Annotated in this window: 24 protein-coding genes; 15 read left to right on the top strand and 9 right to left on the bottom strand. The window is 68.8% G+C overall.

Annotation, left to right across the window (positions count from 1 at the left end; translation table 11 throughout):
• Positions 1-23 precede the first annotated feature (23 nt).
• Entirely contained in the window at positions 24-248 is a 225-nt protein-coding gene (locus RN743_RS10155; RefSeq protein ID WP_310779619.1) for a hypothetical protein, read from the top strand.
• Between the two features lie 15 nt (positions 249-263).
• A complete protein-coding gene (locus RN743_RS10150; RefSeq protein WP_310779618.1) occupies positions 264-680 on the top strand; it encodes a hypothetical protein in 417 nt (138 codons plus the stop codon).
• Positions 681-722: 42 nt separating this feature from the next.
• On the opposite strand, the gene RN743_RS10145 is transcribed toward RN743_RS10150, so the two are convergent.
• From RN743_RS10145 to ggt, 4 genes are all read right to left on the bottom strand, one after another.
• The gene (locus RN743_RS10145) at positions 723-3,875 is read right to left on the bottom strand and encodes an amidohydrolase family protein (protein WP_310779617.1); all 3,153 of its coding nucleotides are present in this window, start codon (positions 3,873-3,875) and stop codon (positions 723-725) included.
• A gap of 50 nt (positions 3,876-3,925) precedes the next feature.
• On the bottom strand, positions 3,926-4,294 hold the full coding sequence (locus tag RN743_RS10140) for a hypothetical protein (protein ID WP_310779616.1): 369 nt from the start codon (positions 4,292-4,294) through the stop codon (positions 3,926-3,928).
• Between the two features lie 9 nt (positions 4,295-4,303).
• Positions 4,304-4,657 carry a DUF5674 family protein gene (locus RN743_RS10135; RefSeq protein ID WP_310779615.1) on the bottom strand — a complete coding sequence of 118 codons (354 nt, stop codon included), beginning with the start codon at positions 4,655-4,657 and terminating at the stop codon, positions 4,304-4,306.
• Positions 4,658-4,778: 121 nt separating this feature from the next.
• The gene (ggt, locus tag RN743_RS10130; RefSeq protein ID WP_310779614.1) at positions 4,779-6,419 is read right to left on the bottom strand and encodes a gamma-glutamyltransferase; all 1,641 of its coding nucleotides are present in this window, start codon (positions 6,417-6,419) and stop codon (positions 4,779-4,781) included.
• 381 nt (positions 6,420-6,800) lie between these two features.
• Between ggt and RN743_RS10125 the strand changes: the two genes are divergently transcribed.
• The 4 genes from RN743_RS10125 (at position 6,801) to RN743_RS10110 (ending at position 10,260) form a co-directional block, all read left to right on the top strand.
• Positions 6,801-7,412, top strand: coding sequence for an AAA family ATPase (locus tag RN743_RS10125; protein ID WP_310779613.1), 612 nt, complete (start codon positions 6,801-6,803; stop codon positions 7,410-7,412).
• A gap of 64 nt (positions 7,413-7,476) precedes the next feature.
• Complete coding sequence (locus tag RN743_RS10120; RefSeq protein ID WP_310779612.1) at positions 7,477-9,102, top strand: benzoate-CoA ligase family protein; 1,626 nt, start codon at positions 7,477-7,479, stop codon at positions 9,100-9,102.
• Positions 9,090-9,815, top strand: a complete 726-nt coding sequence (locus RN743_RS10115; RefSeq protein WP_310779611.1) for a porin family protein — start codon at positions 9,090-9,092, stop codon at positions 9,813-9,815. Before RN743_RS10120 ends, RN743_RS10115 begins: the two co-directional genes overlap by 13 nt.
• Positions 9,805-10,260 carry a hypothetical protein gene (locus tag RN743_RS10110; RefSeq protein ID WP_310779610.1) on the top strand — a complete coding sequence of 152 codons (456 nt, stop codon included), beginning with the start codon at positions 9,805-9,807 and terminating at the stop codon, positions 10,258-10,260. Before RN743_RS10115 ends, RN743_RS10110 begins: the two co-directional genes overlap by 11 nt.
• Here RN743_RS10110 and RN743_RS10105 read toward each other — a convergent pair.
• Complete coding sequence (locus RN743_RS10105; RefSeq protein WP_310779609.1) at positions 10,215-10,775, bottom strand: hypothetical protein; 561 nt, start codon at positions 10,773-10,775, stop codon at positions 10,215-10,217. The two genes, RN743_RS10110 and RN743_RS10105, sit on opposite strands and share 46 nt — an antisense overlap.
• A gap of 227 nt (positions 10,776-11,002) precedes the next feature.
• On the opposite strand from RN743_RS10105, the gene RN743_RS10100 reads away from it, so the two are divergent.
• Positions 11,003-12,052 (top strand): hypothetical protein, encoded by a 1,050-nt coding sequence (locus RN743_RS10100; protein WP_310779608.1) that lies wholly within the window; start codon positions 11,003-11,005, stop codon positions 12,050-12,052.
• 24 nt (positions 12,053-12,076) lie between these two features.
• Here RN743_RS10100 and RN743_RS10095 read toward each other — a convergent pair whose 3' ends face one another.
• Positions 12,077-12,916, bottom strand: a complete 840-nt coding sequence (locus RN743_RS10095) for an SAM-dependent methyltransferase (RefSeq protein WP_310779607.1) — start codon at positions 12,914-12,916, stop codon at positions 12,077-12,079.
• A 228-nt stretch (positions 12,917-13,144) separates the two neighbouring features.
• Between RN743_RS10095 and RN743_RS10090 the strand changes: the two genes are divergently transcribed.
• From RN743_RS10090 to RN743_RS10080, 3 genes are read left to right on the top strand one after another with little or no spacing between them, the layout of a single operon-like run.
• The gene (locus RN743_RS10090) at positions 13,145-13,918 is read left to right on the top strand and encodes an outer membrane beta-barrel protein (protein WP_310779606.1); all 774 of its coding nucleotides are present in this window, start codon (positions 13,145-13,147) and stop codon (positions 13,916-13,918) included.
• The gene (locus RN743_RS10085) at positions 13,918-15,027 is read left to right on the top strand and encodes a hypothetical protein (RefSeq protein WP_310779605.1); all 1,110 of its coding nucleotides are present in this window, start codon (positions 13,918-13,920) and stop codon (positions 15,025-15,027) included. The genes RN743_RS10090 and RN743_RS10085 overlap by 1 nt, the downstream gene beginning before the upstream one ends.
• 20 nt (positions 15,028-15,047) lie before the next feature.
• Entirely contained in the window at positions 15,048-15,539 is a 492-nt protein-coding gene (locus RN743_RS10080) for a hypothetical protein (RefSeq protein ID WP_310779604.1), read from the top strand.
• A 6-nt stretch (positions 15,540-15,545) separates the two neighbouring features.
• On the opposite strand, the gene RN743_RS10075 is transcribed toward RN743_RS10080, so the two are convergent.
• Complete coding sequence (locus RN743_RS10075; RefSeq protein ID WP_310779603.1) at positions 15,546-16,178, bottom strand: nucleotidyltransferase substrate binding protein; 633 nt, start codon at positions 16,176-16,178, stop codon at positions 15,546-15,548.
• Positions 16,179-16,335: 157 nt separating this feature from the next.
• On the opposite strand from RN743_RS10075, the gene RN743_RS10070 reads away from it, so the two are divergent.
• From RN743_RS10070 to RN743_RS10060, 3 genes are read left to right on the top strand one after another with little or no spacing between them, the layout of a single operon-like run.
• Entirely contained in the window at positions 16,336-16,503 is a 168-nt protein-coding gene (locus RN743_RS10070) for a type II toxin-antitoxin system HicB family antitoxin (RefSeq protein WP_310779602.1), read from the top strand.
• A 10-nt stretch (positions 16,504-16,513) separates the two neighbouring features.
• A complete protein-coding gene (locus RN743_RS10065) occupies positions 16,514-17,371 on the top strand; it encodes a DUF488 domain-containing protein (protein WP_310779601.1) in 858 nt (285 codons plus the stop codon).
• 6 nt (positions 17,372-17,377) lie between these two features.
• Complete coding sequence (locus RN743_RS10060; RefSeq protein WP_310779600.1) at positions 17,378-17,668, top strand: hypothetical protein; 291 nt, start codon at positions 17,378-17,380, stop codon at positions 17,666-17,668.
• On the opposite strand, the gene RN743_RS10055 is transcribed toward RN743_RS10060, so the two are convergent.
• Both RN743_RS10055 and RN743_RS10050 read right to left on the bottom strand, forming a co-directional pair.
• Complete coding sequence (locus RN743_RS10055) at positions 17,665-17,928, bottom strand: hypothetical protein (protein WP_310779599.1); 264 nt, start codon at positions 17,926-17,928, stop codon at positions 17,665-17,667. The two genes, RN743_RS10060 and RN743_RS10055, sit on opposite strands and share 4 nt — an antisense overlap.
• Positions 17,929-17,979: 51 nt before the next feature.
• Positions 17,980-18,621: a hypothetical protein gene (locus RN743_RS10050; RefSeq protein ID WP_310779598.1), complete on the bottom strand. Its 642-nt coding sequence runs from the start codon at positions 18,619-18,621 to the stop codon at positions 17,980-17,982.
• A 283-nt stretch (positions 18,622-18,904) separates the two neighbouring features.
• On the opposite strand from RN743_RS10050, the gene RN743_RS10045 reads away from it, so the two are divergent.
• Both RN743_RS10045 and RN743_RS10040 read left to right on the top strand, forming a co-directional pair.
• Complete coding sequence (locus tag RN743_RS10045; protein WP_310779597.1) at positions 18,905-20,131, top strand: ATP-binding protein; 1,227 nt, start codon at positions 18,905-18,907, stop codon at positions 20,129-20,131.
• The gene (locus RN743_RS10040) at positions 20,128-21,078 is read left to right on the top strand and encodes an alpha/beta hydrolase (protein ID WP_310779596.1); all 951 of its coding nucleotides are present in this window, start codon (positions 20,128-20,130) and stop codon (positions 21,076-21,078) included. The genes RN743_RS10045 and RN743_RS10040 overlap by 4 nt, the downstream gene beginning before the upstream one ends.
• The last annotated feature ends 6 nt before the right edge of the window (positions 21,079-21,084 follow it).

Genomic DNA, 21,084 nt, shown 5'->3' with positions numbered 1-21,084 from the left:
TCTTCCGAAAGGTCGGTTTCCACATGCGCAGAATCGTCGCGTCGCTCCTTCCCCTCCTGATCGCCGCCCCGCTGATGGGGCAAACGACGCTCGGATTTCGTGGCGGGCTGAGCGATGCCACCATCTCCACGGATGTGGACGAGTTTGGGGACCAGGAGGCCCGGCGGGGCGTGGTTGCGGGCCTCGACATCGCGTTTCCGGTCGGAAGCTCGGTCGAGCTGCGGATCGGCGGAGCGTATGTCCAGTAGGGTACGGCCCAGTCCGTGGACCTCGCGTCGGAAGGCATCGAAGGCGTCGGGTCGGGCCGCATCGAGGCGGACTGGGTACAGGCGTCGGCGCTCGTGCGCATCGGAACACCTCGAGGCCGCGGAGCGTCCTTCGGTCTGCTGCTGGGCCCGTGGGCGGCCTCCCTGCTTTCCTGCGACACGAGCGTGGAGGTCGATCTTGGCGAATTGGGATCGTTGAGCGAGGCCGGGTCGTGCGACGCCGATACGAAACCGACCGACTTCGGCATCGCGGCGGGCGCCGGGGTGGAACTGGCGATCTCCGGCGATGTGCGGCTGGGGGTCGATCTGATTTACTCGCTGGGACTCGCGAACATCGATGACACGTCAACGGGAACCGTCAACACGCGGCACCTGGCGCTTCAGGCCGGGTTCGTGTTCCCGGTCGGAGGCTGACGAGATTCTCCCGCCGTAACCCGCCGAAGCGTCCCCACGCGGTCAGGGCACGAGCGCGCGGGGGGGCTGCAACAGGTCCTCGAGGCGGAAGATCTCGCCGTCCTTGATGACGATGCGGGCGCGGCGCAGGTCCTCGATGTCCTCCAGCGGGTTGCCTTCGACGATGAGGATGTCGGCCAGGGCTCCGGCGGACAGCGTTCCGATCTCTCCTTCCATCGCGAGCGCCTCGGCGGCCACCGACGTCGCCGTGCGCAGCGCCTCGACCTCCGTGAGGCCGCCCCACACGTAGTTCTCGACCTCCGCGATGAGGGCGGCGCCGTAGGGGATGATGGGGGAGTCCGTTCCCGCCACCACCTTGCCTCCGCCCCGCACGACGCGGGTTACGGTGCGGCCGGCGTCGGCGAGCAGCCCGTCGATGCCGCCGGCCCGGCCCCTCGTGAGGGCGCGCGCGGTCATGGCCTCGGCCATCCCCTCGGGGAACACGGCCTCGAAGCGAGCGTCGGTCGTCCACGACGGGTCGTCGCCGACGGACTTCCACCAGCCGCCCATGAGGGCCATCGTCGGCGTGATCGTCATGCCGGAGGCGGTAAGGAGCTGGATCACGTCGTCGTACGTCCGGTACATCGCCGTCACCTTCGGCGAATAGCCGCGGCGGCTCGTGCCCGAGATGTGTTCGACGTGGTCCTGGCCGTGGGCGACGGCGGGATAGATCTCGTGACTCGCCACCGGAATCCCGATCCCGTGCGCGAACTCGATGATGCGGCGCTGGATGAGGTCCGGCATGCGGACGTAGGTCTTGATGAGCGAATAGCCCGTGTGCTCGGCGCGGTCCAGCTCCAGCTCGAGGTTCCCGTTGGGGCCGAGGGAGCCGGCGCCCGAGTAGTAGATCCGGTTGCCGTCCATCGTGCGGCCGGTGGCGAACTCCCGCGGTCCGATGCGGCGGCCCGAGTCGATGGACTCCCGGCGCTCGGCGATCTCGTAGGGGTCCGAGGTGGGATCGCGGATCGTCGTCACCCCGTAGGCGAGAAAGGCGCGGCCCAGCGCCTCGCCCATCCCGTAGCCCATGTGCGAGTGCATGTCGACGAGGCCCGGAAGGACGGTGAGGTCGCCCGCGTCCACGACCTCGCCCCCCGCGTCGATGACCGCGGCGAGGTTCGCGTCGCTGTGCGGGACGACGGAGACGATCCGGTTGCCCTCGATGATGACGTCCATGTCGCGGGAGATCTCGTCCGAGACGCCGTCCCACACGCGCGCCGCGCGCACGAGCACGGCACCCTCGCGCGCGGGGCGCTGCCACTCCAGCCGCAGCGGAATCTCCTCGGAGCGGCCGTCGTCGAGGTGGTAGCGGCGCAGGCCGCGCGTCGACTGATAGACGATGGACCGCGAGTCGCCCGTCCACGAGATCGCGTCCGCGTGGTGGTTGGAGAGACGTGTCGGCGGCGCGCTGGGCACGCCGTCCGCGTCGACCTCGACCATCCACAGCACGCCCTCGCTGGCGTACGCCATGCGCCGCCCGTCCGGCGACCACACCGGCCCGTCGAGCGCCCGCACGCCCATGTTCTCGTGATCGGCCGCCGTGACCACGCGCGTCTCGCCTCCGTCCAGCGGCTGCAGGAGGATCTCGTTCCGCCCCTCCCGGAAGCGCGACGAGTACTGGGAGAGGACGGACATCGCGATCGTCCGCCCATCCGGAGAGAACGACGGCCGGCTGGGAGCGAAGAGATCGCCGCGGATCGTGGTGAGTTCGCCCGTCGCGAGGTCCACGGCCTGCACGGCGGCCTGCAGGCCCATGACCGAGGTGAAGACGATCCGGTCCCCGGCGGGGGAGAACACGGGGCCCACCTCTCCGCCCGGCTCGGCGGTGGCGCGCGTCTCGGTGCCGGTGGCCATGTCGCGCACCCAGATGTCGAGCGAGCCCGCCCGGTCCGAGGCGTAGGCAAGCCGCGAGCCGTCGCGCGACCACGCCGGCATCAGGTCGACGAAGGGGTCGTCCGTGAGCCGCCGGGGCCTCGCGCCGCCCGCCTCGTCGGTCCCGTCCGCTCCGCCCGCCCCGATGTCGAGCAGCCACAGGTCGCCGAGCGCGGTGAAGGCGATGTGGCGACCGTCCGGGGAGACCGCCGGGGCGACGATCCCCTGCACGGGCTCCGGTCCTCCCGCCTCGAACGAACGCGGCGCGCGCTCGTAGTCGCGCCGCGTGAACGCGAACGTGGCCTCGAAGGGGATGTCCGCCCCCGGCGCGCCGTCCGCCGACACGCGCCGGATGCGGCCGTCGCCGGTGTAGGCGATCTCCGCGGCGTCCGTCCCGTCTCCCATCCCGTCCCCCATCCACATGGGACGGAAGGGGAAGACGTCCGCCCCTTCTTCGGTGAGGCGCGTCGGCGTGGCGGCGCCCCCGCCTCCGCTGTCGTCGGCGCCGGCGTCGGCCACCCAGAGGCCGGTCTGGCCCTGGACGACGGCCGAGTACGCGATCCGGCTTCCGTCCGGGCTCCACGCCGGCGAAATCGCGCCCGCGTTCCGCGCCACGACCCGGATCGAGCCGCCGCTCTCGCGGACGACGATCGCCCCGAGGGCGCGGTCCGAAGCGTAGGCCAGGGACTCGCCATCCGGTGACCACTGCGGCGTGAACTCGTGCGTGGGCGCGTCCGTCACCCGCTGGATTCGGCCGTCGCCGGGCCCGCCCGAGACGTCGAGCGTCCAGATGTCATAGTTGCCGGAACGATCCGAGGCGAAGACGATCGCGCCGCCATCGGGGGAATAGGCCGGCTCCCGCTCGTCGTAGGGACCGAAGGTGTGCTGCACCGGATCGGTCCCGTCGGACGCGATCGACCAGATGTGCCAGCGCCCGTCCCGAAACGACTGGAACACGATCCGGCTCCCGTCCGGCGCCCACTGCGGCTGCCGCGCGTCGTAGTACATGTCCGTGATCGCGCGCGCCTCGCCGCCCCCCGCGTCCATCACCCACAGCGTCCCCTGCAGGTCGAGCACGATCCGGCTCCCGTCCGGCGATACCGCCGCCGCCATGTTCGTCCCCTCCGACACCGTGACCTGTACCTCGCGATCCTGCGCGTGCGACGCCGTTGGCAGGAGAAGCGATCCGGACAGGAGAAACAGCGCCAGGGGCAGGAGAAACCGCGCCGCCAGGGGGATCAGCGCGCTGGACGGCCGTCGTAGTCGCGGGACCGATAGCTGGTACATGGAGTCATCTCCTGGTCTCTCGGGATGAAGGAGATGATACGGCAGGCCCATCAGTCCTCGGCAAGCCCCGGGTGCTGGCGGTAGTGGCGCATGCGCGCGGCGTAGGCGAAGCCGAAGAAATACTTGCGCAGTCCCTCCGCCGAGCCGGAAGGCGCTTCGGCGTCGAAGAAGAGGCGGCAGAACTCCTCGCGGGCGCGGAGAACTTCCTGACAGCGGTGGCCGTGCCAGCGGGGGTCCGCGGCCGTCAGGTCGAAGAGCTCCAGCGCCCGCGCAAGAGCGCCCTCGAACCGGCTCGCCTTCCCGCTCTCGTGGGCGCGAATCGCGCGCTCCACCTCGCTGCCGATGTTCCCGAGCTGCTCGACCAGATCGAGCTTGGCCCATCCGCCCGCGGCGGCCTGCTTGTGAAGAGGCGGCGTCATTGTGCGCGCTTACTCGGCGAGAACCAGCGACTCGACCAGCGTGCGGATGCGCTCACGCGTCTGCTCGTCGTCTACGCCGCGGGAGCGGTTCGCCTGCGCGGGCCGAATGTTTATCAGCGAGTCGAACTCGATCCATTCCGCGCCTTCGTCCTCCAGATACAGGTTGATGCCCCAGAGATCCTGCTGGCGGGAGTCGTGCTGGAGGAGCAGCGCCTCATCATCCGCGTGCAAATCGCCTCCGACGGCCATGACCTCCCGGGAGATGTCGACCACGGCCTTGATCCAGTCGCCGAACTGGGTCTCGGCCATTTGCGCGAGATCTGCGCGGGAGATGGGCTGCGAGATGATGCGCCCCGCCGTCAAGCCTCGTCTCCTGGAGTAGGTGTGAGCGATGGGGAACGCAACGTAACCGCCGTGCCCTTGGCCGCACAGCGGACGGGAAATCCAGCTCCGGTCGTTGCGCTGTGCCCCCGGCGCCGGGACCCTAGCGGCCGAGCGCCGTCCCGCCGCGGCGGGGGTCGGACCAGGCCGTCCAGGATCCGTCCGGCATCGCCATGATCAGCTGCACGTCGCCCGACATCCCGCCGGTGAAGTAGGCGTCGGGCGGGCCCGGGTCGCGCTCGAGGACTGTGTGTCCCAGCGCCTCCAGCGCGCTCGCCGCGGCCGGCCCCAGTCCCCCGAACTCGTGGAAGACGAGGTCCGGGAGGTGCTGGTGGTGCACCCGCGGGGCGTGGACCGCCTGCACGACGTTCATCCCGTGGTCGACGACGTTGAAGATGGACTGCAGCACCGTCGTGATGATCGTGGCGCCGCCGGGGGTTCCCGTGACGAGGAAGAGGTCGCCGTCCGCGTCCTCGACGATCGTGGGGCTCATCGCCGACAGCATGCGCTTGCCGGGGCCGATCGCGTTGCGCTCGCCCTGCACGAGGCCGAACTGGTTCGGCGTGCCCGGCTTGGCCGCGAAGTCGTCCATCGTGTTGTTGAGGAAGAACCCCGCCCCGTCCACGACGACCTTGCCGCCGTACCACGAGTTGATGCTCGTCGTGACCGCGACCGCGTTCCCCTCCGCGTCGACGACGGCGTAGTGGGTCGTGTGGCTCTCGTCGAGGAAGGCGTCGATCCCGGGATTGACCTCGGCGGAGGGCGTCGCCCGCTCCGTGGAGATCGTCGCCGCGCGGCGGTCCGCGTAGGCCTCCGACAGGAACTCGCCGGCGGGAAGCTCGACGAAGTCCGGGTCCGCGAGGTACTCGTTGCGGTCGGCGTAGGCGCGCCGGAAGGATTCGGCCATCACGTGGATCGTCTCGGGGCTGTTCCAGCCCATGGCGCCCAGGTCCCAGCGTTCCAGGATGTTGGCGATCGCCGCCATGGTGAGGCCGCCCGAGGACGGCGGCGGCATCGAGTGCACCGTGTAGCCGCGGTAGTCGAAGGCGGCCGGCTCGCGCCACACCGTTTCGTAGCGGTCGAGGTCCTCCAGCGTGATGATGCCGCCGCCGCGCTCCATCTCCGCCACGATCAGGGCGGCGGTCTCCCCGCGGTAGAAGTCGTCGGGCCCCTGGTCGCGGAGGCGCGTGAGGACGGCGGCGAGGTCCGGCTGCGCGAAGGTGTCGCCCAGGCCGGGGACGGCGTCGCCGGGGAGGAAGATGCGCGCGCTGTGCGGGAAGGCGCGGATCCCCTCCTGGGCCGCGTCGAGCGTGGACACCAGCCGCGTCGTGACCTCGAACCCGTGCGCGAGGTCGATGGAGGGCTGCACCACGTCGGTCCACTCGAGCGCGCCGAAGCGCCGGTGCGCCTCCCACAGCCCCGACACCGTCCCGGGCACGCCCGCCGCCAGGTGCCCCAGGACGGAGCGGTCGGTCACGTTCCCGTCCTCGTCGAGGTACATGTCGCGGGTGGCGGCCAGCGGCGCCTTCTCCCGGTGGTCCTGCGCGAAGACGGTGCCGTCGGCGAGGCGGATCATCATGAACCCGCCCCCGCCCAGGTTACCGGCCTCCGGGTTCACGACCGCGAGCGCGAGTCCCGTGGCCACGGCCGCGTCCACCGCGTTCCCGCCGGCCGCGAGGATCTCGATACCCACGCGCGACGCAAACTCGTCCGTCGAGGCGACCATCCCCTCCGTGCCCGTCACCGGCGCGTCTTCGGCCGCGAAGGGCCACCCGTCCGGGAAGGCGCCCCCCGCTTCGCTAAAGGCACTGGCTGGGGAAGTTGCAACGCCCGTTTCGGCGCCGGCCCCGGCCCCGGCGTCCCCCGCCTGACACCCGCCGACGAGCCATAAGACCGCAAGGAACGCACCCAGCGAGAGCGGCGCCCGGACGCGGCGGAACGTCGGCCACCGTGGCCGCGAGGTATCAATTCGGTCTGCGTCGCGCATCTGAAATGACTCCCGGGATTGGAGTTCGGAGTTGGACATCGGGCGCCGGCCCTCGGCTCGGGCATCCGGCCGCCATTGTGCCCCTCGCCCCGACCGACCGGCAAGCATCCCGGCGCGCTCCACCGTAGACTGCCGACCATGATCCGCCGAGTTCATGGTAGTCGAATCGCGCCGGACGCCGAGATCGGCGGCCGTGTCCAGGTGGTGGGCAACAGCGGGTCGGGGAAGAGCACGCTCGCGGCGCGGCTGGCGGAGGCGATGGGTGCGCCGTTCGTGGAACTGGACGCGCTCAACTGGCTGCCCGGCTGGGTCGGGCTGAACCAGACGGACCCCGACAGGTTCGAGCGCCGAATCCGAGACGCGACCCGGGGGGAACGTTGGGTCGTCGCGGGTTCCTACGAGAAGTTCTCCCGGCGGGTGCTGTGGCCGCGCCTCGATACCGTCGTTTGGCTCGACCTGCCGCTGCCGCTCCTCGTGGGGCGCTTCCTCCGCCGCTCGTGGCGACGCTCGCGATCCGGGGAACTGGTTTGGGGTACGAACCGGGAGTGGTTCTGGCGCCACCTCCTGGTCTGGCGGCACGACTCGCTCCTCGCCTGGATCATCACGCAGCACAGGCGCAAGCGGCGAAACATGCTCGCGTGCATGTCGGGCCCGCGCTGGGCGCAAATCCGGTTCGTGCGCCTCGCGTCCCCCCGCGAAGTCGAGGCCTTCGCCGCAGCCGTGTTTTCCGTTTGGTCTGACCAAATGTAAAATACGATTATGGTTTGGCGTCCAATCCGGTTGGTCCTTCCTCCGCCGTAGCGGTTAGCCGCCGATGCGAATCGAGCGTTCGGTGGTCCCCGCGCGTCTCCGGTATGGGGAGACGTTCAACGCGGCCTCTTGGTACATCGACCGGCATGTGGCGGAGGGGCGGGGCGGCAAGGTCGCCATCGAGCAGGCGGCGGCGACGGTCACGTACGCGGAACTGGCCGGGCGGGTGGCGCAGGCGGGGAACGCGCTCCTCGGGCTCGGGCTCGCGCCGGGCGACCGGGTGCTCATGGTCGTGAAGGACGGTCCCGAGTTCTTCTTTTTCTTCTGGGGGGCGATCAAGGCGGGGATCGTGCCTGTGCCCGTGAGCTACCTCATGCGGGCGCGGGATCTCGCGTTCATTGTCGCCGACTCGGAGTGCCGGGCCGTCGTCTACTCGCCGGAGTTCGCGGCCGAGGTCGTGCCGGCGCTGGCGGCGGCGCGCACGGGCGCCCGCGGGCTCGCGCTCGAGGCGGAGGGCGGGGTGCTGGACGACGTCGACGCCGCTCCTCCAGAGCTGGAGGCCGCGACCGCCCGCCCGGACGACGTCGCGTTCTGGCTCTACTCCTCGGGCACCACGGGCCGTCCCAAGGGGGTGCCGCACCGCCACCGCGACATGCCCGCCACGTGCGAGCACTATGCCGTGGGGATCCTCGGGCTGGGCGAGGACGACCGCTGCTACTCCGCGGCGAAGCTCTTCTTCGTGTACGGGCTGGGGAACGCGATGACCTTCCCGCTGTGGGTGGGAGGCACCGCGATCCTCGACGAGCGGCGGCCGACGCCCGCGACGACGTTCGAGACGATCGAGACGCTGCGCCCGACGGCGTACTTCGGCGTGCCGACGCTGTACGCCGCCCAGTTGCAGGCGCTGGACCAAGCCGGCGCGGCGGGCGGCGGCCCGGCGGGGCAGGGCGGTCCCGATCTGACTTCGCTCCGGCTCTGCGTCTCGGCCGGCGAGGCACTGCCCCCCGACCTCTTCCGCCGCTGGAAGGCGGCGACGGGGCTCGAGATCCTGGACGGGATCGGCTCCACCGAGGCGCTCCACATCTTCATCTCCAACGCCCCTGGCGACGTGAAGCCCGGGAGCACGGGCCGCGTCGTCCCCGGCTACGAGGCGCGGATCGTGGGTGAAGACGGCGCCGAGTCGGGGCCCGGCGAGGCGGGGCAACTCGAGATCCGCGGCGACTCGACGACGCCCGGCTACTGGAACCGTCCGGAACTCGAGGGACGGACGATCGTCGACGGCTGGCTCCGCACGGGCGACCAGTACGTGCGCGACGCCGCAGGCTGGTTCCACTACCAGGGCCGCGCCGACGACATGATCAAGGTGGGCGGGATCTGGTGCTCCCCGTTCGACATCGAGGCCCGTCTCATGGAACATCCCTCGGTATTGGAGGCTGCGGTCGTGGGCCGCGAGGACGACCACGGCCTGGTGAAGCCGGAGGCGCACGTCGTGCTGTCGGAGCCGCTCCGGGAGAGGGTGGGCGCCGAGTCGGCCGGTGACGCGCTCGCCGCGGAACTCGTCAGACACTGTAAGGAGGAGCTGCCGCGCTACATGTACCCGCGCTGGGTCCGGTTCGTCGCCGAACTGCCGAAGACGGCGACGGGAAAGATCCAGCGGTTCAGACTTCGGGAGTCTTCATGTCCACCCTGACGAAGTCCTTCACCGTCACCCTTCTCGCCTCGCTGCTCACCTCGCTGGCGGCCGTGCCGCTCGCCGCGCAGACCACCATCGGTCTCAGGGGCGGCATCGGCACCGCGACCCTGTCCCGGGACGCGCCGCAAGTGGAACGGGGGGAACTCAACAGATCCCGATTCGGGGCCGTATCGGGAATCGACGTCGGGATCCCCCTGAGCGGTACCCTGGATCTCCGCGTCGGCATGGGGCTGGCCCAGAAGGGCGGCGGCACGGACACACCGCCGTCGGTCACCTCGAGCAGAGCGTTCGTCGTTGCGACCGCCGAGTTGGACTACCTGCAGTTCTCCGCACTTTTCCGCGCGAGTGCCGATGCCGAGCGGGGGCTTCTGAAGGTCGGCGTCCTCGCCGGGCCCTACGTGGCCCTGAACCATTCGTGCGACATCGCGGTGACGACACGCCATTCTCCGCCCGGATCGGGGCAGCAGCAGCCCTCCAGCAAGTCTCCGCCCTGGAGAACGGAAGCGTCCTGCCTCAAGGAAGATGGCGCCGATTTCAGGTCCACCGATCTCGGACTGGCCTTCGGGGCGGGGGTCGAAGTACGACTGGGCGCGTCACTCGGCCTGGCACTGGACGTGATCTACGCGATGGGTCTCTCCCGAATCGACGACGACGGAACCCGAAACCGTCACCTGGCCCTGCAAAGCGGGATCGTGTTCGTTGTCGGGTGAACGTCGTTTTGCGCTCCCGGCCGTCCTCGCCATCGCGCTGCTCTCGAGCGGGTGCTCGATGCTCTTCATGCGCAGGCCGCCCAAGGGCGAGGGCCCGGTGGCGCGCGGCGACTGCACCCGCAGCCTCGCCGCTCCGGTCATCGATGGCGTCGTCGGCTGGGGGCACCTCGGACAGGCCGCCGGCATCTGGGGCGAGTCGCGCGACGCGTTCGATTCGGATGACGCCTACGACGGCTACCGCGTCGCTTCCGCCATCCTTGCGGGCTCGTTCATCGTGTCCCAGGTCCACGGCGCCCTGTGGAGCGTGGAGTGCCGGCGCCGCAACACGCTCAGCGAAGAGGCCATGCGCGACCACCTCCGCGCCGTCTCCAACCACCTCCGCGCCGCCTCAGGGCCGGGTCAGGGCCAGAGCCAGCCGAAGGCGCCGCCGGTCAGGAGGCCGTAGACGACGCCGTCGAACATGCTGCGCGCCGTCGCGGGCCAGCCCTGGAACATCCAGATCGCGTCCTGGGCGTGGGCGAGCGCGTATCCCATGACCGCGGCGGTCGAGGCGATCTTGAAGACCGACATGTACTCCGCGCCCGGTCCGAGCCCGAGGCCGGTGACGTACGCCGCGAGCAGACTCACGACGAGGCAGTAGACGAACCACTGCACGAGTTGGCTGCTCCGCATGAGCGGGTGGCCGGGGGGCAGCACCGTCATGAACGCGACCGGGCCCCGCTTCACCTTCTCCTGGAACGCCTCGCTCATGAGGACCTCGCGGGATGCGGCGTGCGGGACGGAGTAGGTCCCGCCGGGGATGTCGAAGACGCGGAGGGCATCCATCACGCCGTCCTCGTCCGGGAGCGCGCGGTAGTCGTGCCGGTGGTAGTTGATGACCATGTGAATGACGCAGCTCGCGACAAACACGAGCACGCCGGAGACCAGGATCGGCAGCCACAGACTGAACACGGAAACCATGAATTCGCTCCCTTGCCGGGGGTGAGCGGGACCTTCCCCTGTCGGATCTCATGATCGGCGATCCAACCGGACGGTGACAAGAAGAGGAACGCCGGTCGGCGGCGCCTTCGGGGGATGGCGCCGGCGTCTGGGCACCTCGGCGAAATCTCGCGGAAGCTTGACGGACGTTCCCGCGGGAACGTCTCGTAGCAACTTCAGCCTGGCGCCTGACGGCCGACGCCGAGCGCATGTACAAGGACGAGCGTGTGTACAAGACCTGCATCTTCTGCAAGAAGCCCCTCGACTCCAACGAGGTGGTGGAGGAGTTCCCGGTCGGACGGAGGCTCGCATTCGATCCGGCGAAGGGGCGGCTCTGGGTGGTGTGCAGGAAGTGCTACCGGTGGAACCTGACCCCGCTCGAGGAGCGCTGGGAGGCGATCGAGACCTGCGAGCGCATCTTCCGCGACACGCGCACCCGCGCCTCGACCGACAACATCGGCATCGCGCGCCACCGGGAAGGGCTGGACCTGGTGCGGATCGGGAAGCCGCCGCGGGGCGAGTTCGCGGCGTGGCGGTACGGCGACCAGTTCGGGAAGCGGATGCGCCGTGCGGTTCTCATGACCGCTGGGAGTTCGGGGGGCGTGTTGCTAGTTGGTCTGCAGCTCCCCTTCCCGGTCATGGCCGCGATCGGCGGGCTAGGGGGCACCGCCGCCTCGTTCTCCCTGGTGGCGTGGGCCTACCTTCGCCCAATGGCCAGGGTTCGCGTCGGCGGAAAGGCCAACGACGGTGACGCCGTCACTCCGGACACCGTCGCGAAGTTCAGCTTCCTCGATCTGAATTCCATCCGCTTGTTGCCGGACGATGGCGACCTCGGCTTCGGCGTCGAGATCAGACGGTCGATGCGGAGAGCGTGGTTCGCAGGCGAAGACGCCCGCCGGGTGGCGGGGGCCGTCGTCCCGCACCTGAACGGATGGGGCGGTTCCCGCTCCGCCGTCCAAAGGGCCGTGGCAGAAATCGAATCCAGCGGCCACCCCAGCCGTTTTCTCGCCGATGTGGCCAACCGGGATCGCGTCGGCGCGCTGCGCCAGAAGGGACGCATCCGCGGCATGTCCCCGCCCACCCGCCTCGCCCTGGAAATGTCCCTTCACGAAGAGCAGGAACGCCGCGCGCTCGAGGGCGAACTCTGGATACTGGAACAGGCGTGGAAGGAGGCGGAAGAGATCGCGGCCATCGCCGACCGTCTCCTCCTCCCCGCGCGCACCGACGAGTTCTTCGACCGCCACGGAACCCGTGACTGATGCGGCCATGGCGGGCGCCGCCGGCTACCGCCGTTGCAGGATGCAGTAGCGGTAGAGTTTGAGTGTTTCGCGCCAGTCTTCGGGGTACTCGGCGACCATCTCGCCCAAGCCGTATTCCTCCGCGAGCTCCGCGAACGTGCCGGACTCGGCCACCTCGAACGGCGCCTGCTTCTCGAACACCGTCAGGTCGGGGAAGCCGGTAGGGAACGAGGCGTTCATCGCGCGCTCCACGCCTTCGAGCCGCCTGCGGTCCTCTTCGTTGTCGAATTCGCGGCGCTGCAGGTCGACCGAGAAGTAGTCGAAGGCGATGCGGAACGACGGGATCGCGCTCCCGAGCCGGTTCAGGAACGGCATGATGCTCTGCGGGGGCAGGTACATCGTGTTGCCCTCCCAGACCATCAGCGTGGGCGCCTCGGGGTCGAAGCCGAGGTCGGCCAGGCCGCCCGGAACGTCCTCCTCCAGGTAGTTGGCGAAGAGCGACGGCGGCTGTTCGATCCCGTTGTCCGTCAGGATGTGGCGCTTGAATTCCAGGACCGCCTTCTGGTCCACCTCGTAGAAGGTCGCGCCCGTGCCGCGGTAGAAGTGGGCGCGCATGTCGAAGCCGCCCCCGAGCAGCACCACCTGCCGGGCCCCGTCCACGATCCCGCGCTCGACGAAGCGGTTGAAGAAGCGGGTGCGGAAGCGGACCATCGTCGTCGAGGGCGGGAACACCGCCTCCAGTTGCCGGGCGGCCGTGCGCGCCCGGTCGTTCGAGAACCACGGCGCGTAGGGATCGTTGAAGAGCGGCCGCGGCTTCTCGGGTTCCAGCGCCCGGATGGACGCGATGACGAAGGCGGTCGCACCGATTTCGTTGATATCGATCATGGGTCGGAGACCTGGATGTGTGAGAGTGAAGGATGTGGTCGAGAGGACTTCAAGTGGCCGCCACACACTATGCGGCGGCCCCACACATAATACGAAGGCGGGAAGCCACCTCAACAGCGCGTGAAGTTGATGATCGGAGGTCAACGGCGGAGAATGGTGCGTGGGAGGACCGCCGCCTCGCTCCGTGGGTGGCGACCAGCGCACGCAATTCGCATGGAGGGAGACGCCATGTCCGCAGGACGCAATTCCGCGCAAGCCGCGATCCACGCGGTGGCTCTGGTTCTCGCCCTGGCGGCCGCGCCGCTTGCGGCGCAGACGACCATCGGCCTGAGGGTCGGCCTCGGTTCCGCGACCCTGTCCGGGGGGGACGCGGCGGCGCGAGGCGGGCAGGCGTTCGACGAACCCAGGGGCGGGATCGTGGCGGGGGTGGACGCGGGGATCCCGCTGAGCGGCGGCCTGGGCGTGCGCTTCGGCATGGGACTTGCCCAGAAGGGCGGCTCCGTGGAGGTGCCGCCGTCGATCACCGCGAGCCGCCTGCTCGCCGAGCCGACGGCCGAGTTGGACTACGTGCAGTTCTCCGGGCTCCTCCGCGCGGGCACCGCCGGCGAAGGGGGAAATCTCAGCTTCGGCCTTCTCGCCGGACCCTACGTGGCCTTCAACCTCTCCTGCCAGGTGGCGGTGGCGTCGGTCGATCCCGGACCCCTGCGCCCCGAAGTCCCGCCGGGGATTCCCAACCGCGTCGGTGCGGCAGGGGCCGGGGGCGCCGGGAGGACGGCGAGCGCGCAGGACACCGAAGTCGCCTGCGGGGAGGGCGGCGTGAGCGCCGTCAAGTCCACCGACTTCGGACTCGCCGTCGGCGGCGGGTTCCAGGTGAGACTCTCCGCTTCGATGGACCTGGCGTTCGAGGTCATCTACTCCCGGGGCCTGTCCGAAATCGACGATGAGGGGAAGAAGACCGGCCACGTAGCCTTCCAGGGCGGCCTCGTATTCGCGATCGGCTGATGCGACCCGCGCCGGGGATCGCGCTCGCCGCCCTGCTCGCAGCCGCCTGCGGGGAGCCGAGCGATTCCGCTTCGCCCTACATCCGGCTCGATCCGTACGCCTCCGTCGTGTCCCCTCCCAGCCAGCGCGATGAGGTCGTCCTGCTGGAGGGCGGCACGGCGTGCGTCATCGAGACGTATTGGTACCGCGTCGTCTGCACCGACCCCGAAAGCGATTCGTTCACGTTCGGCACGGAGGGCGAAGGGCCGGGTGAGTTCACGGATCCGAGCGATATTCTGCGCGGACCGGCGGGCACGATCGGCGTCGTGGACAGACGGCTGAACCGCGTGTCCATGTTCTCGCCGCCCGGCCAGTTCATCGCCTCCACGCCGGGGCTCCCGGACCTCCTGAGCTACAGCGATCCGTCCGCCGTGCGGGGGACGATGACCGCGCGCTATAGGAAGTTCGATCCGGGCGCGGGCTCTTCCTCCGTACAAGGGGAAATCGATGCCGCCACGGGCCGTGTGATATGGGAACGGACGGTCCCCGAAGAGGCGGACGTCGTGGATTGCTCGACTTCGCGGGCCGGCCGGGATCGTCCTCCGCTCGGGGCAGGGTATTCCGATGGCAGCGGCGGTCTGCTCTTCGTCACGTGCCTCGGCGAGTTTCTCATCTGGTATGCGGACCGGGACGCGGAAGACCCCACGGCCATCGTGCGGTCGACATACGTCGAGCGGTATCCGTCCGACGAGGATGTGGCGGCGCTGATGGGATGGCTGAATTCACTGCCGGCGGGCGGGTTCCGCCCGTTCTCCAGCGAAGAGGAGATCCGGGAGCGACCCAAGGTCTGGTACGGCGCACGGGTGGTGGATGATGGACGTCGATTCTGGGCCGTGTCGCACTGGAATTCGGTGGACGACGTGATCCCCGCCCTCAGCTACATCGACATGTTTCGACTCACCGAGCAGGGCCCCCGGCATGCCCTGACGTTGCAGGTAGCGGACAAGGTCGTGGCGATGGACGTCCTGGGGAACACGCTCGCGGTCCTGGTGCAGCGCGACGTCGGCGGCGTGATCCCGGAGCGCCGCGTGAACTGGTTCGACGTGACTCAGGTAACCGCCCAGCGCTGATGGCAAAGAAGGACGCGCGGTTGAATCCGACGCTCCTCAGCCGACGGGCGGTGGCACGGATGCACGCGCGTATCGACCGGCTCCTGCCGGAGAGCGATCCCCGTTGGGGAACGATGTCGGCGGCGCAAATGGTCTGCCATGTTGCTGACCACCTGCGCGTCGCGCTGGGCGACACTCAGGTCAACCCGGGGAAGCTCGCGCTCAGATTCCGTAGCCGGGACATCGCGGTGAACCCGGGGCTGCTTCGGTTCAAGCCGGTTCGACACCTCTTCGTTCACCGGCTGCCGTGGCCGAAAGCGAGGTTTCGTGCTCCTCCCGAGATGCGGAGGGCGGCTCCGGGCGAGTGGCGAGAGGATATCGCTTCACTTCATGCCCTCGTGGATCGCGTCAGTGACAAGCCTCCCGTCGAGCCGTGGGGCCGCCATCCGTGGTGCGGCTCGATCTCAGGGCAGGAATGGGGATCGATCTGCTGGCGACACCTCGACTATCACCTCAGGCAGTTCGGCGTATAGCGACGTTCAAGCGCTCGCATGGCCGCCCCCCGCGACCACCACCTGTTTCCGTTCCATCAGGTGGGCGAGCGCGCGGGCGTCATCGATGAAGCCAGGCAGCAGCTTCAGCGTGGCTTCGGCGAAGTCCTCGCCGGAGTTGCGCGTCGTGACGTCCAGGTTGTCCCGGTAGCGCAGCCACCGTTCGGCCGCTGCGCAGTCGATGAGGTCGTGGCGGGCCGCATGGCGGAAGAGGTCCTTGAAGTGTAGACGGTCCGTTTGGCGGCTATTGACGAACGAGGCGGCGAGCCGCCGGCGCAGCAACCTTCCGCTCTGCCCGAGGACGAGCTCGAATTCCTTGACGCAGGCAGCGCGGTAGATGTCGTACATGACATCCTCGCGATCCTCCTGCCGCTCGATGCCCTCGACCGCCCGCTCCAGCGAAGCGATGCAGCGGCGCAGGAAAGTGGTGTCGATGCTCACAGCTTGCTGGCCTCCCTTCTCGGACTGCTTGGCGAACTTCTCCGGCCAGCCATCCCTGGAGAGGTCGGGCGCCGTTTCCGGATCAAAACCTCGGGCCGTAGAGCCGTCGTTCTCGTTCGTTTTTTTGCTTGGGGTCCTGATCGTCTTGGCGCGTCGTATCTTGTCGAATTCGATTCGCATGAATCTTAGGTTACCACCCAAATGCCGTGTCAACGTTTCGCTTGGGCGGATGCTGTGCCTGCGAACCTCTCCGACGTGAACGGGCAGAGGCTTGGTCACGAAACGGGCCCTCTGTGCGTTACTGACCAGCCCGATCAGATGAAACCTGGAGGTGGAGATGAAGTACCTGGCGGCGCTGCAAGAGTCCGAAGAGGGATTCTCTGTCTGGGTTCCCGGCCTTCCGGGTTGTGCGTCCCAGGGGGCGACCGAGGAGGAAGCCCTGGCGAACATCGCGGATGCCGTCCGCGAGTACCTCGAAGTGAAACGGCAGCTGTCGCATGGGTGAGGACGTCGGTATGACAATGCCCCGGCTATTCCGTCGACAGCGCGTCCTTCTCGCTCTCCTGAGCGCCGTCGGCGGGAAGCTGGGTGAGCGCGACGTCCAGTGGCTCCTCTTCGACTACGGCCGCCGGTGTCGGGAGCGCGGCATCGAGCCGCCCTATGACTTCATCGCCGACGAGGGCGGGCCGCGTTCCTTCACCGCCATGGCCGACCGGGACAAGCTCGCCGCCCGTGGCTTCCTTGTCTCCGGTGCGTGGCATCTCACGCCGGAAGGCCATCGGCTCGCGGGCAATCTCAAGAACGGCGACGTCTCCGTCTTCGCAGCCAGCGGCCGGAGCGGAGGCCGCGATCCTGTAGCTGGCGGGAAACGCCGACCGCCGGCTACCCGCGGTCGTGATGAAGCTGCCCGCAGCAACGGCAGGCCAAGGGGCGGTCTCCTCGCGACGATCGGTTACGAGGGGCGGAGCTACGAAGCCTACTTCAACGAACTTCTCCGGGCTGGAATCACGCGCCTCTGCGACGTGCGCCGGAACCCGATCAGTCGCAAGTGGGGATTCTCAAAGCGACTTCTCCAGCAAGGCTGCGACGAGTTCGGCATCCGGTATGAGCCATTCCGGGAGCTCGGCGTCGATTCCGGAGCGCGCTCAGACCTCACGGATCGCGCGGCGTACGAGCGCCTCTTCGCCCAATACGAAGCCACGACCCTGCCTCGATGCCAGGACGCCGTGGCCAGAATCGCGGGGTGGATCGACGCCGGAGACCGCGTGGCGATCACCTGTTACGAACGCGATTCTGGGGACTGTCACCGTTCGCGTGTCGCCAGCGCCGTCATGGCGGCCGCAGCCCAGCCTCTGCGCCCGAAGCACCTGTAGGCCGCCGTGGTGCTCTTGCTGGCGGGGTGCAGCGAGTCGTCCGAGCCGCTGGAGCCGGCTCCGCCCGAGCCGCTCCCGCCGCGGGACAACATCACCGGCACCTACGCGGGACCGTTGGGGGCCTGGGGGTTCAGGATCCGGCTGACCGACAACGACGGGACGCTGGTCGGCTCCTACTTCCTTCGCACGAGTCCCACCGGAGAGTTCGAGACCGCCGGGACGCTCATGGGGTCGGCGACCCAGCGGCCCAACCAAGCCCTGACACAGGATGTCACGCTCACCCGCTCCGGCTTCTAGCTCAGCTTTCCGGCGATCGTGAGGACGGTGCCGGCCAGGTCCTCGATGTTGTCGACGATCCGGTTGATCTTCCGGTTCCGCGAGCCTGCCCCGTTCACGATCTCCATCAGCTCCGCCAGCCGCTGCTTGTCGTCGTGGGTCGGGAACAGCTCCTCGATCTCGCGGTCGGTCATCGTGGTGAGCGACGAGATATCGCCGGCCAACTGACGGTCGGTCTCCTGCGCCGCCTCTGCGGCGATTTTGCTCCAGTCCAGGCCCATGGGGCGTTCTCCTCTCGCGTTGGTCAGCTCGGGTTGGTCAGCTCCCGTTGGTCAGCTGCCCGCAATCGTCGTCTTGATCTCTTCGAGCTGTTCCAGGTACTCGGTGGCCTCGCCGGCGCCCGACACCAGGCGCGACACGGCGGTGTCGACCCCATCGATCACGCCGGACACCCGGTCCTCCGTCACGCCGGCCGCGTCGAGAAAGCGGTCGCGGTTCTCGGCGACCTCCGCCGCGGACCAGAGGAAGCTGGTGAGCGTGTTGTTGATCGCCGCCGCCTCGTCATACGCCCGCTTGATGCTCCGGCCGATCTGACGCTCCAGCGCGTCGAGCGGCGCCACGAGCTCGAGACGCTTCTCGTTGATCTGCGTCTGAAGAGCGGGGCCCGCATCGACCAGAAACCGGAGCCGGTCCGCGTCGCTCCCGTCCTCGACGATGCGACGCCACTCCGCCGCCACCTGCGGGTTGGCGAAGATGTTCCGGGCGAACCGCGGCACCCATTCCTCGGCGAGAAAGCGGTCGATCTCACGACGCTTGAGGTCGAAGTACCGCTCCAGGAGCGTGACGTTGGCGTTCTCCAGAGCCTTGATGCGTTGACCGAGCGTCTGCGACAGCTCCGGCGCCTCGCTCGGAATGCTCACGCACCCCTCCACGACCAACGTCAGGAGACCCAGCAGGGCAGAACGGGTCCTCATCGCTACACTCCTCCTTGCTTGCCTGAACCGGCCGGAACACGCAATCGCGTCCGTCGACCCCGCCGCGCGCGGCGCGCCGGGGACTCATGTACAACGCATCCCGACCCCCGATTGCGACGAATCCCCGCCATCCGCCGGAGCCGAGGGGCGAAAATAACGATTGGACGGCAAGACAGTTGACGATCAGACGCGCTTTACATGTCGATCAGACGCCGATAGGATGGCCAATCGGCCGCTGCACCGAGACAGCGGCCGCGGGACCCTGCGAGAGGCGCCCATCGCCATGTTTCCGCGCTACATCGCTCGCCTCGTACGGGAGGCGCTGGCCGACACGCCCGTGGTCTTCATCATGGGCGCCCGCCAGGTCGGCAAGACCACCCTGGTCAGGCGCCTGATCGATCCCGGCTGGGAGTACATCACCTTCGACGACATGGCCCAGGCCGAGGTGGCGAGGGCGGATCCGGTGGGGTTCATCCGCAATCTCCCTCCGAAGAGAATCGCGCTCGACGAGGTGCAGCGGGTTCCGGATACCCTTCTCGCCATCAAGCAGGCGGTCGACGAAGACCGAACCCCGGGCCGCTTTCTTCTGACCGGTTCCGCGAACGCCCTGCTGTTTCCCAGGGTCTCCGACGCGCTCGTGGGGAGGATGGAGGCCGTGCGCCTCGCAACGCTTTCCGAGTGCGAAATCAACGGTCGCGAGCCCACCTTTCTCGACGGGCTGCTGCGCGGCGACGCCCCGGCGGCCGAAGAGGTGCGGATCAGAGATCGGCTGGCCCGGCGGATCGTGACCGGCTGCTTTCCCGAACCGCTTCTGCGGGAGAGCGAGAAGAGACGGCGCGCCTGGCATCAGCAATATCTGAAGACCCTGATTCAACGCGACCTGAACGACCTGTCGCGGATCGGGCATGTCGAAGCCATGTCCCGGCTGCTCCGCCTGACGGCCGTTCACTCCGGTCAACTGGTCAACCTCGCGGAGCTTGGCGGCAAACTGGGGCTCAGCCGGATCACGGCCGGCAAGTACCTTGCCCTCCTGGAACAGCTCTTCCTCGTCGAGCGCCTTCCTCCCTGGCACGCCGGCGAGTCCAGGCGGTTGGTCAGGACGCCCAAAATGCACGCCGTCGACACCGGAATGATGTGCGCCCTTCGAGGGATCGACCGCCGCAGGCTGCTCCGCAATCCGGCAGAGTTCGGGACGCTCCTTGAGTCGTTCGTCTACAGCGAGCTGCGGAAACAGGCGCTGTGGACGGAGGAGCCCCTGACCTTCCATCACTATCGCGACAAGGACAAGGTCGAGGTCGACCTGGTGATCGAAGACGCCGCGGGCGACTGCTACGGGGTCGAGGTCAAGGCGGCGGCATCGCTGCGCCCCCGGGACTTCATCGGCTTGAAGCGCCTCCGGCGCATCGCGGGCAAGCGGTTCCGGATGGGCGTGCTCCTCTACGACGGAGATCACACCACGTCGTTCGGCGACGGACTCTTCGCGGCGCCGATCGGAGCCCTGTGGCGATGAGCCCCGACCGTCAGCCCGCGCCCGGCTCCGCCGTGAGTGGCCCGGAACGCACGCGGGTCTGGCAGGTGCCCGAGCCCCTGGCCGTGCACGACGCGCGCCTGGGCGACGGCGCCGTGATCGCGCTCCGGCGCCACGGGAATCCCTCCGGCCCGCGCATAGTTCTCAGCCACGGCAACAGCCTCGCGATCGACCTCTACTACCCGTTCTGGTCGCAGTTCGCCGACGCCTGCGATCTCGTGGTCTACGATCTCAGGAACCACGGCTGGAACGCTCCCGGGCCGCTGCGCACCCACCACGTGCCCACACTCATCGATGACCACCTGCGCATCCAGGATGCCATCGAGCAGGGATTCGGGAAGAAGCCGCAGGCCGGCGTATTCCATTCACTCTCCGGGCTGGTCTCGCTGCTGTCCCCGACGCGAGGGGGGGAGTTCACGGCCCGCGTGCTGTTCGATCCGCCGCTGGGCGAGTTCGGGCCGGCCAGGGAGGAGTGTGTCGAGGTGGCGAGGCGGGCGGCCAAGATGACGCTTGCGCGCGCGGAGCGGTATCCGACTCGCGCGGAGTTCGCGAAAGTACTTCGTGAGATGCTCGCCTTCCAGCATGTGGTCCCCGGCGTCCGCCGCCTCATGGCCCGGACGACGCTGCGCCGGTCCCCGGACGGAGACGGCTACATCCTCCGTTGTCCCCGCGAATACGAGGCCCAGATCTACAGGTACGGCGGACAGTACGCGGCGTTGATCGACTTCGGGGCCCTCGCCTGTCCGACGATGGTCATGGGGGCCGACCCCGCCATCCCGCACACCTATTTCCCGACCACCGAACTCCATCACATCCCGACCGTGGACTACGCCTATCTGCCCGGAGGCACGCACCTCCTCCAATTGGAGCAGCCCGAGGCGAGCGCGGCGGCGACCCTGGACTACCTGAAGGCGAACGGCCTGTTCTGATCGCGC

The sequence above is a fragment of the Candidatus Palauibacter scopulicola genome, from assembly GCF_947581915.1.
Classification (GTDB): domain Bacteria; phylum Gemmatimonadota; class Gemmatimonadetes; order Palauibacterales; family Palauibacteraceae; genus Palauibacter; species Palauibacter scopulicola.
This window is presented reverse-complemented; position numbering and strand designations above follow the sequence as displayed.

Bases quoted from the DNA above. Each gene is read 5' to 3' on its own strand.
- RN743_RS10155 (WP_310779619.1), top strand. From the start codon at position 24: ATGCGCAGAATCGTCGCGTCGCTCCTTCCCCTCCTGATCGCCGCCCCG.
- RN743_RS10145 (WP_310779617.1), bottom strand. From the start codon at position 3,875: ATGTACCAGCTATCGGTCCCGCGACTACGACGGCCGTCCAGCGCGCTG.
- RN743_RS10140 (WP_310779616.1), bottom strand. From the start codon at position 4,294: ATGACGCCGCCTCTTCACAAGCAGGCCGCCGCGGGCGGATGGGCCAAG.
- RN743_RS10125 (WP_310779613.1), top strand. From the start codon at position 6,801: ATGATCCGCCGAGTTCATGGTAGTCGAATCGCGCCGGACGCCGAGATC.
- RN743_RS10120 (WP_310779612.1), top strand. From the start codon at position 7,477: ATGCGAATCGAGCGTTCGGTGGTCCCCGCGCGTCTCCGGTATGGGGAG.
- RN743_RS10115 (WP_310779611.1), top strand. From the start codon at position 9,090: ATGTCCACCCTGACGAAGTCCTTCACCGTCACCCTTCTCGCCTCGCTG.
- RN743_RS10105 (WP_310779609.1), bottom strand. From the start codon at position 10,775: ATGGTTTCCGTGTTCAGTCTGTGGCTGCCGATCCTGGTCTCCGGCGTG.
- RN743_RS10100 (WP_310779608.1), top strand. From the start codon at position 11,003: ATGTACAAGGACGAGCGTGTGTACAAGACCTGCATCTTCTGCAAGAAG.
- RN743_RS10095 (WP_310779607.1), bottom strand. From the start codon at position 12,916: ATGATCGATATCAACGAAATCGGTGCGACCGCCTTCGTCATCGCGTCC.
- RN743_RS10090 (WP_310779606.1), top strand. From the start codon at position 13,145: ATGTCCGCAGGACGCAATTCCGCGCAAGCCGCGATCCACGCGGTGGCT.
- RN743_RS10085 (WP_310779605.1), top strand. From the start codon at position 13,918: ATGCGACCCGCGCCGGGGATCGCGCTCGCCGCCCTGCTCGCAGCCGCC.
- RN743_RS10075 (WP_310779603.1), bottom strand. From the start codon at position 16,178: ATGCGAATCGAATTCGACAAGATACGACGCGCCAAGACGATCAGGACC.
- RN743_RS10070 (WP_310779602.1), top strand. From the start codon at position 16,336: ATGAAGTACCTGGCGGCGCTGCAAGAGTCCGAAGAGGGATTCTCTGTC.
- RN743_RS10065 (WP_310779601.1), top strand. From the start codon at position 16,514: ATGACAATGCCCCGGCTATTCCGTCGACAGCGCGTCCTTCTCGCTCTC.
- RN743_RS10055 (WP_310779599.1), bottom strand. From the start codon at position 17,928: ATGGGCCTGGACTGGAGCAAAATCGCCGCAGAGGCGGCGCAGGAGACC.
- RN743_RS10050 (WP_310779598.1), bottom strand. From the start codon at position 18,621: ATGAGGACCCGTTCTGCCCTGCTGGGTCTCCTGACGTTGGTCGTGGAG.
- RN743_RS10045 (WP_310779597.1), top strand. From the start codon at position 18,905: ATGTTTCCGCGCTACATCGCTCGCCTCGTACGGGAGGCGCTGGCCGAC.
- RN743_RS10040 (WP_310779596.1), top strand. From the start codon at position 20,128: ATGAGCCCCGACCGTCAGCCCGCGCCCGGCTCCGCCGTGAGTGGCCCG.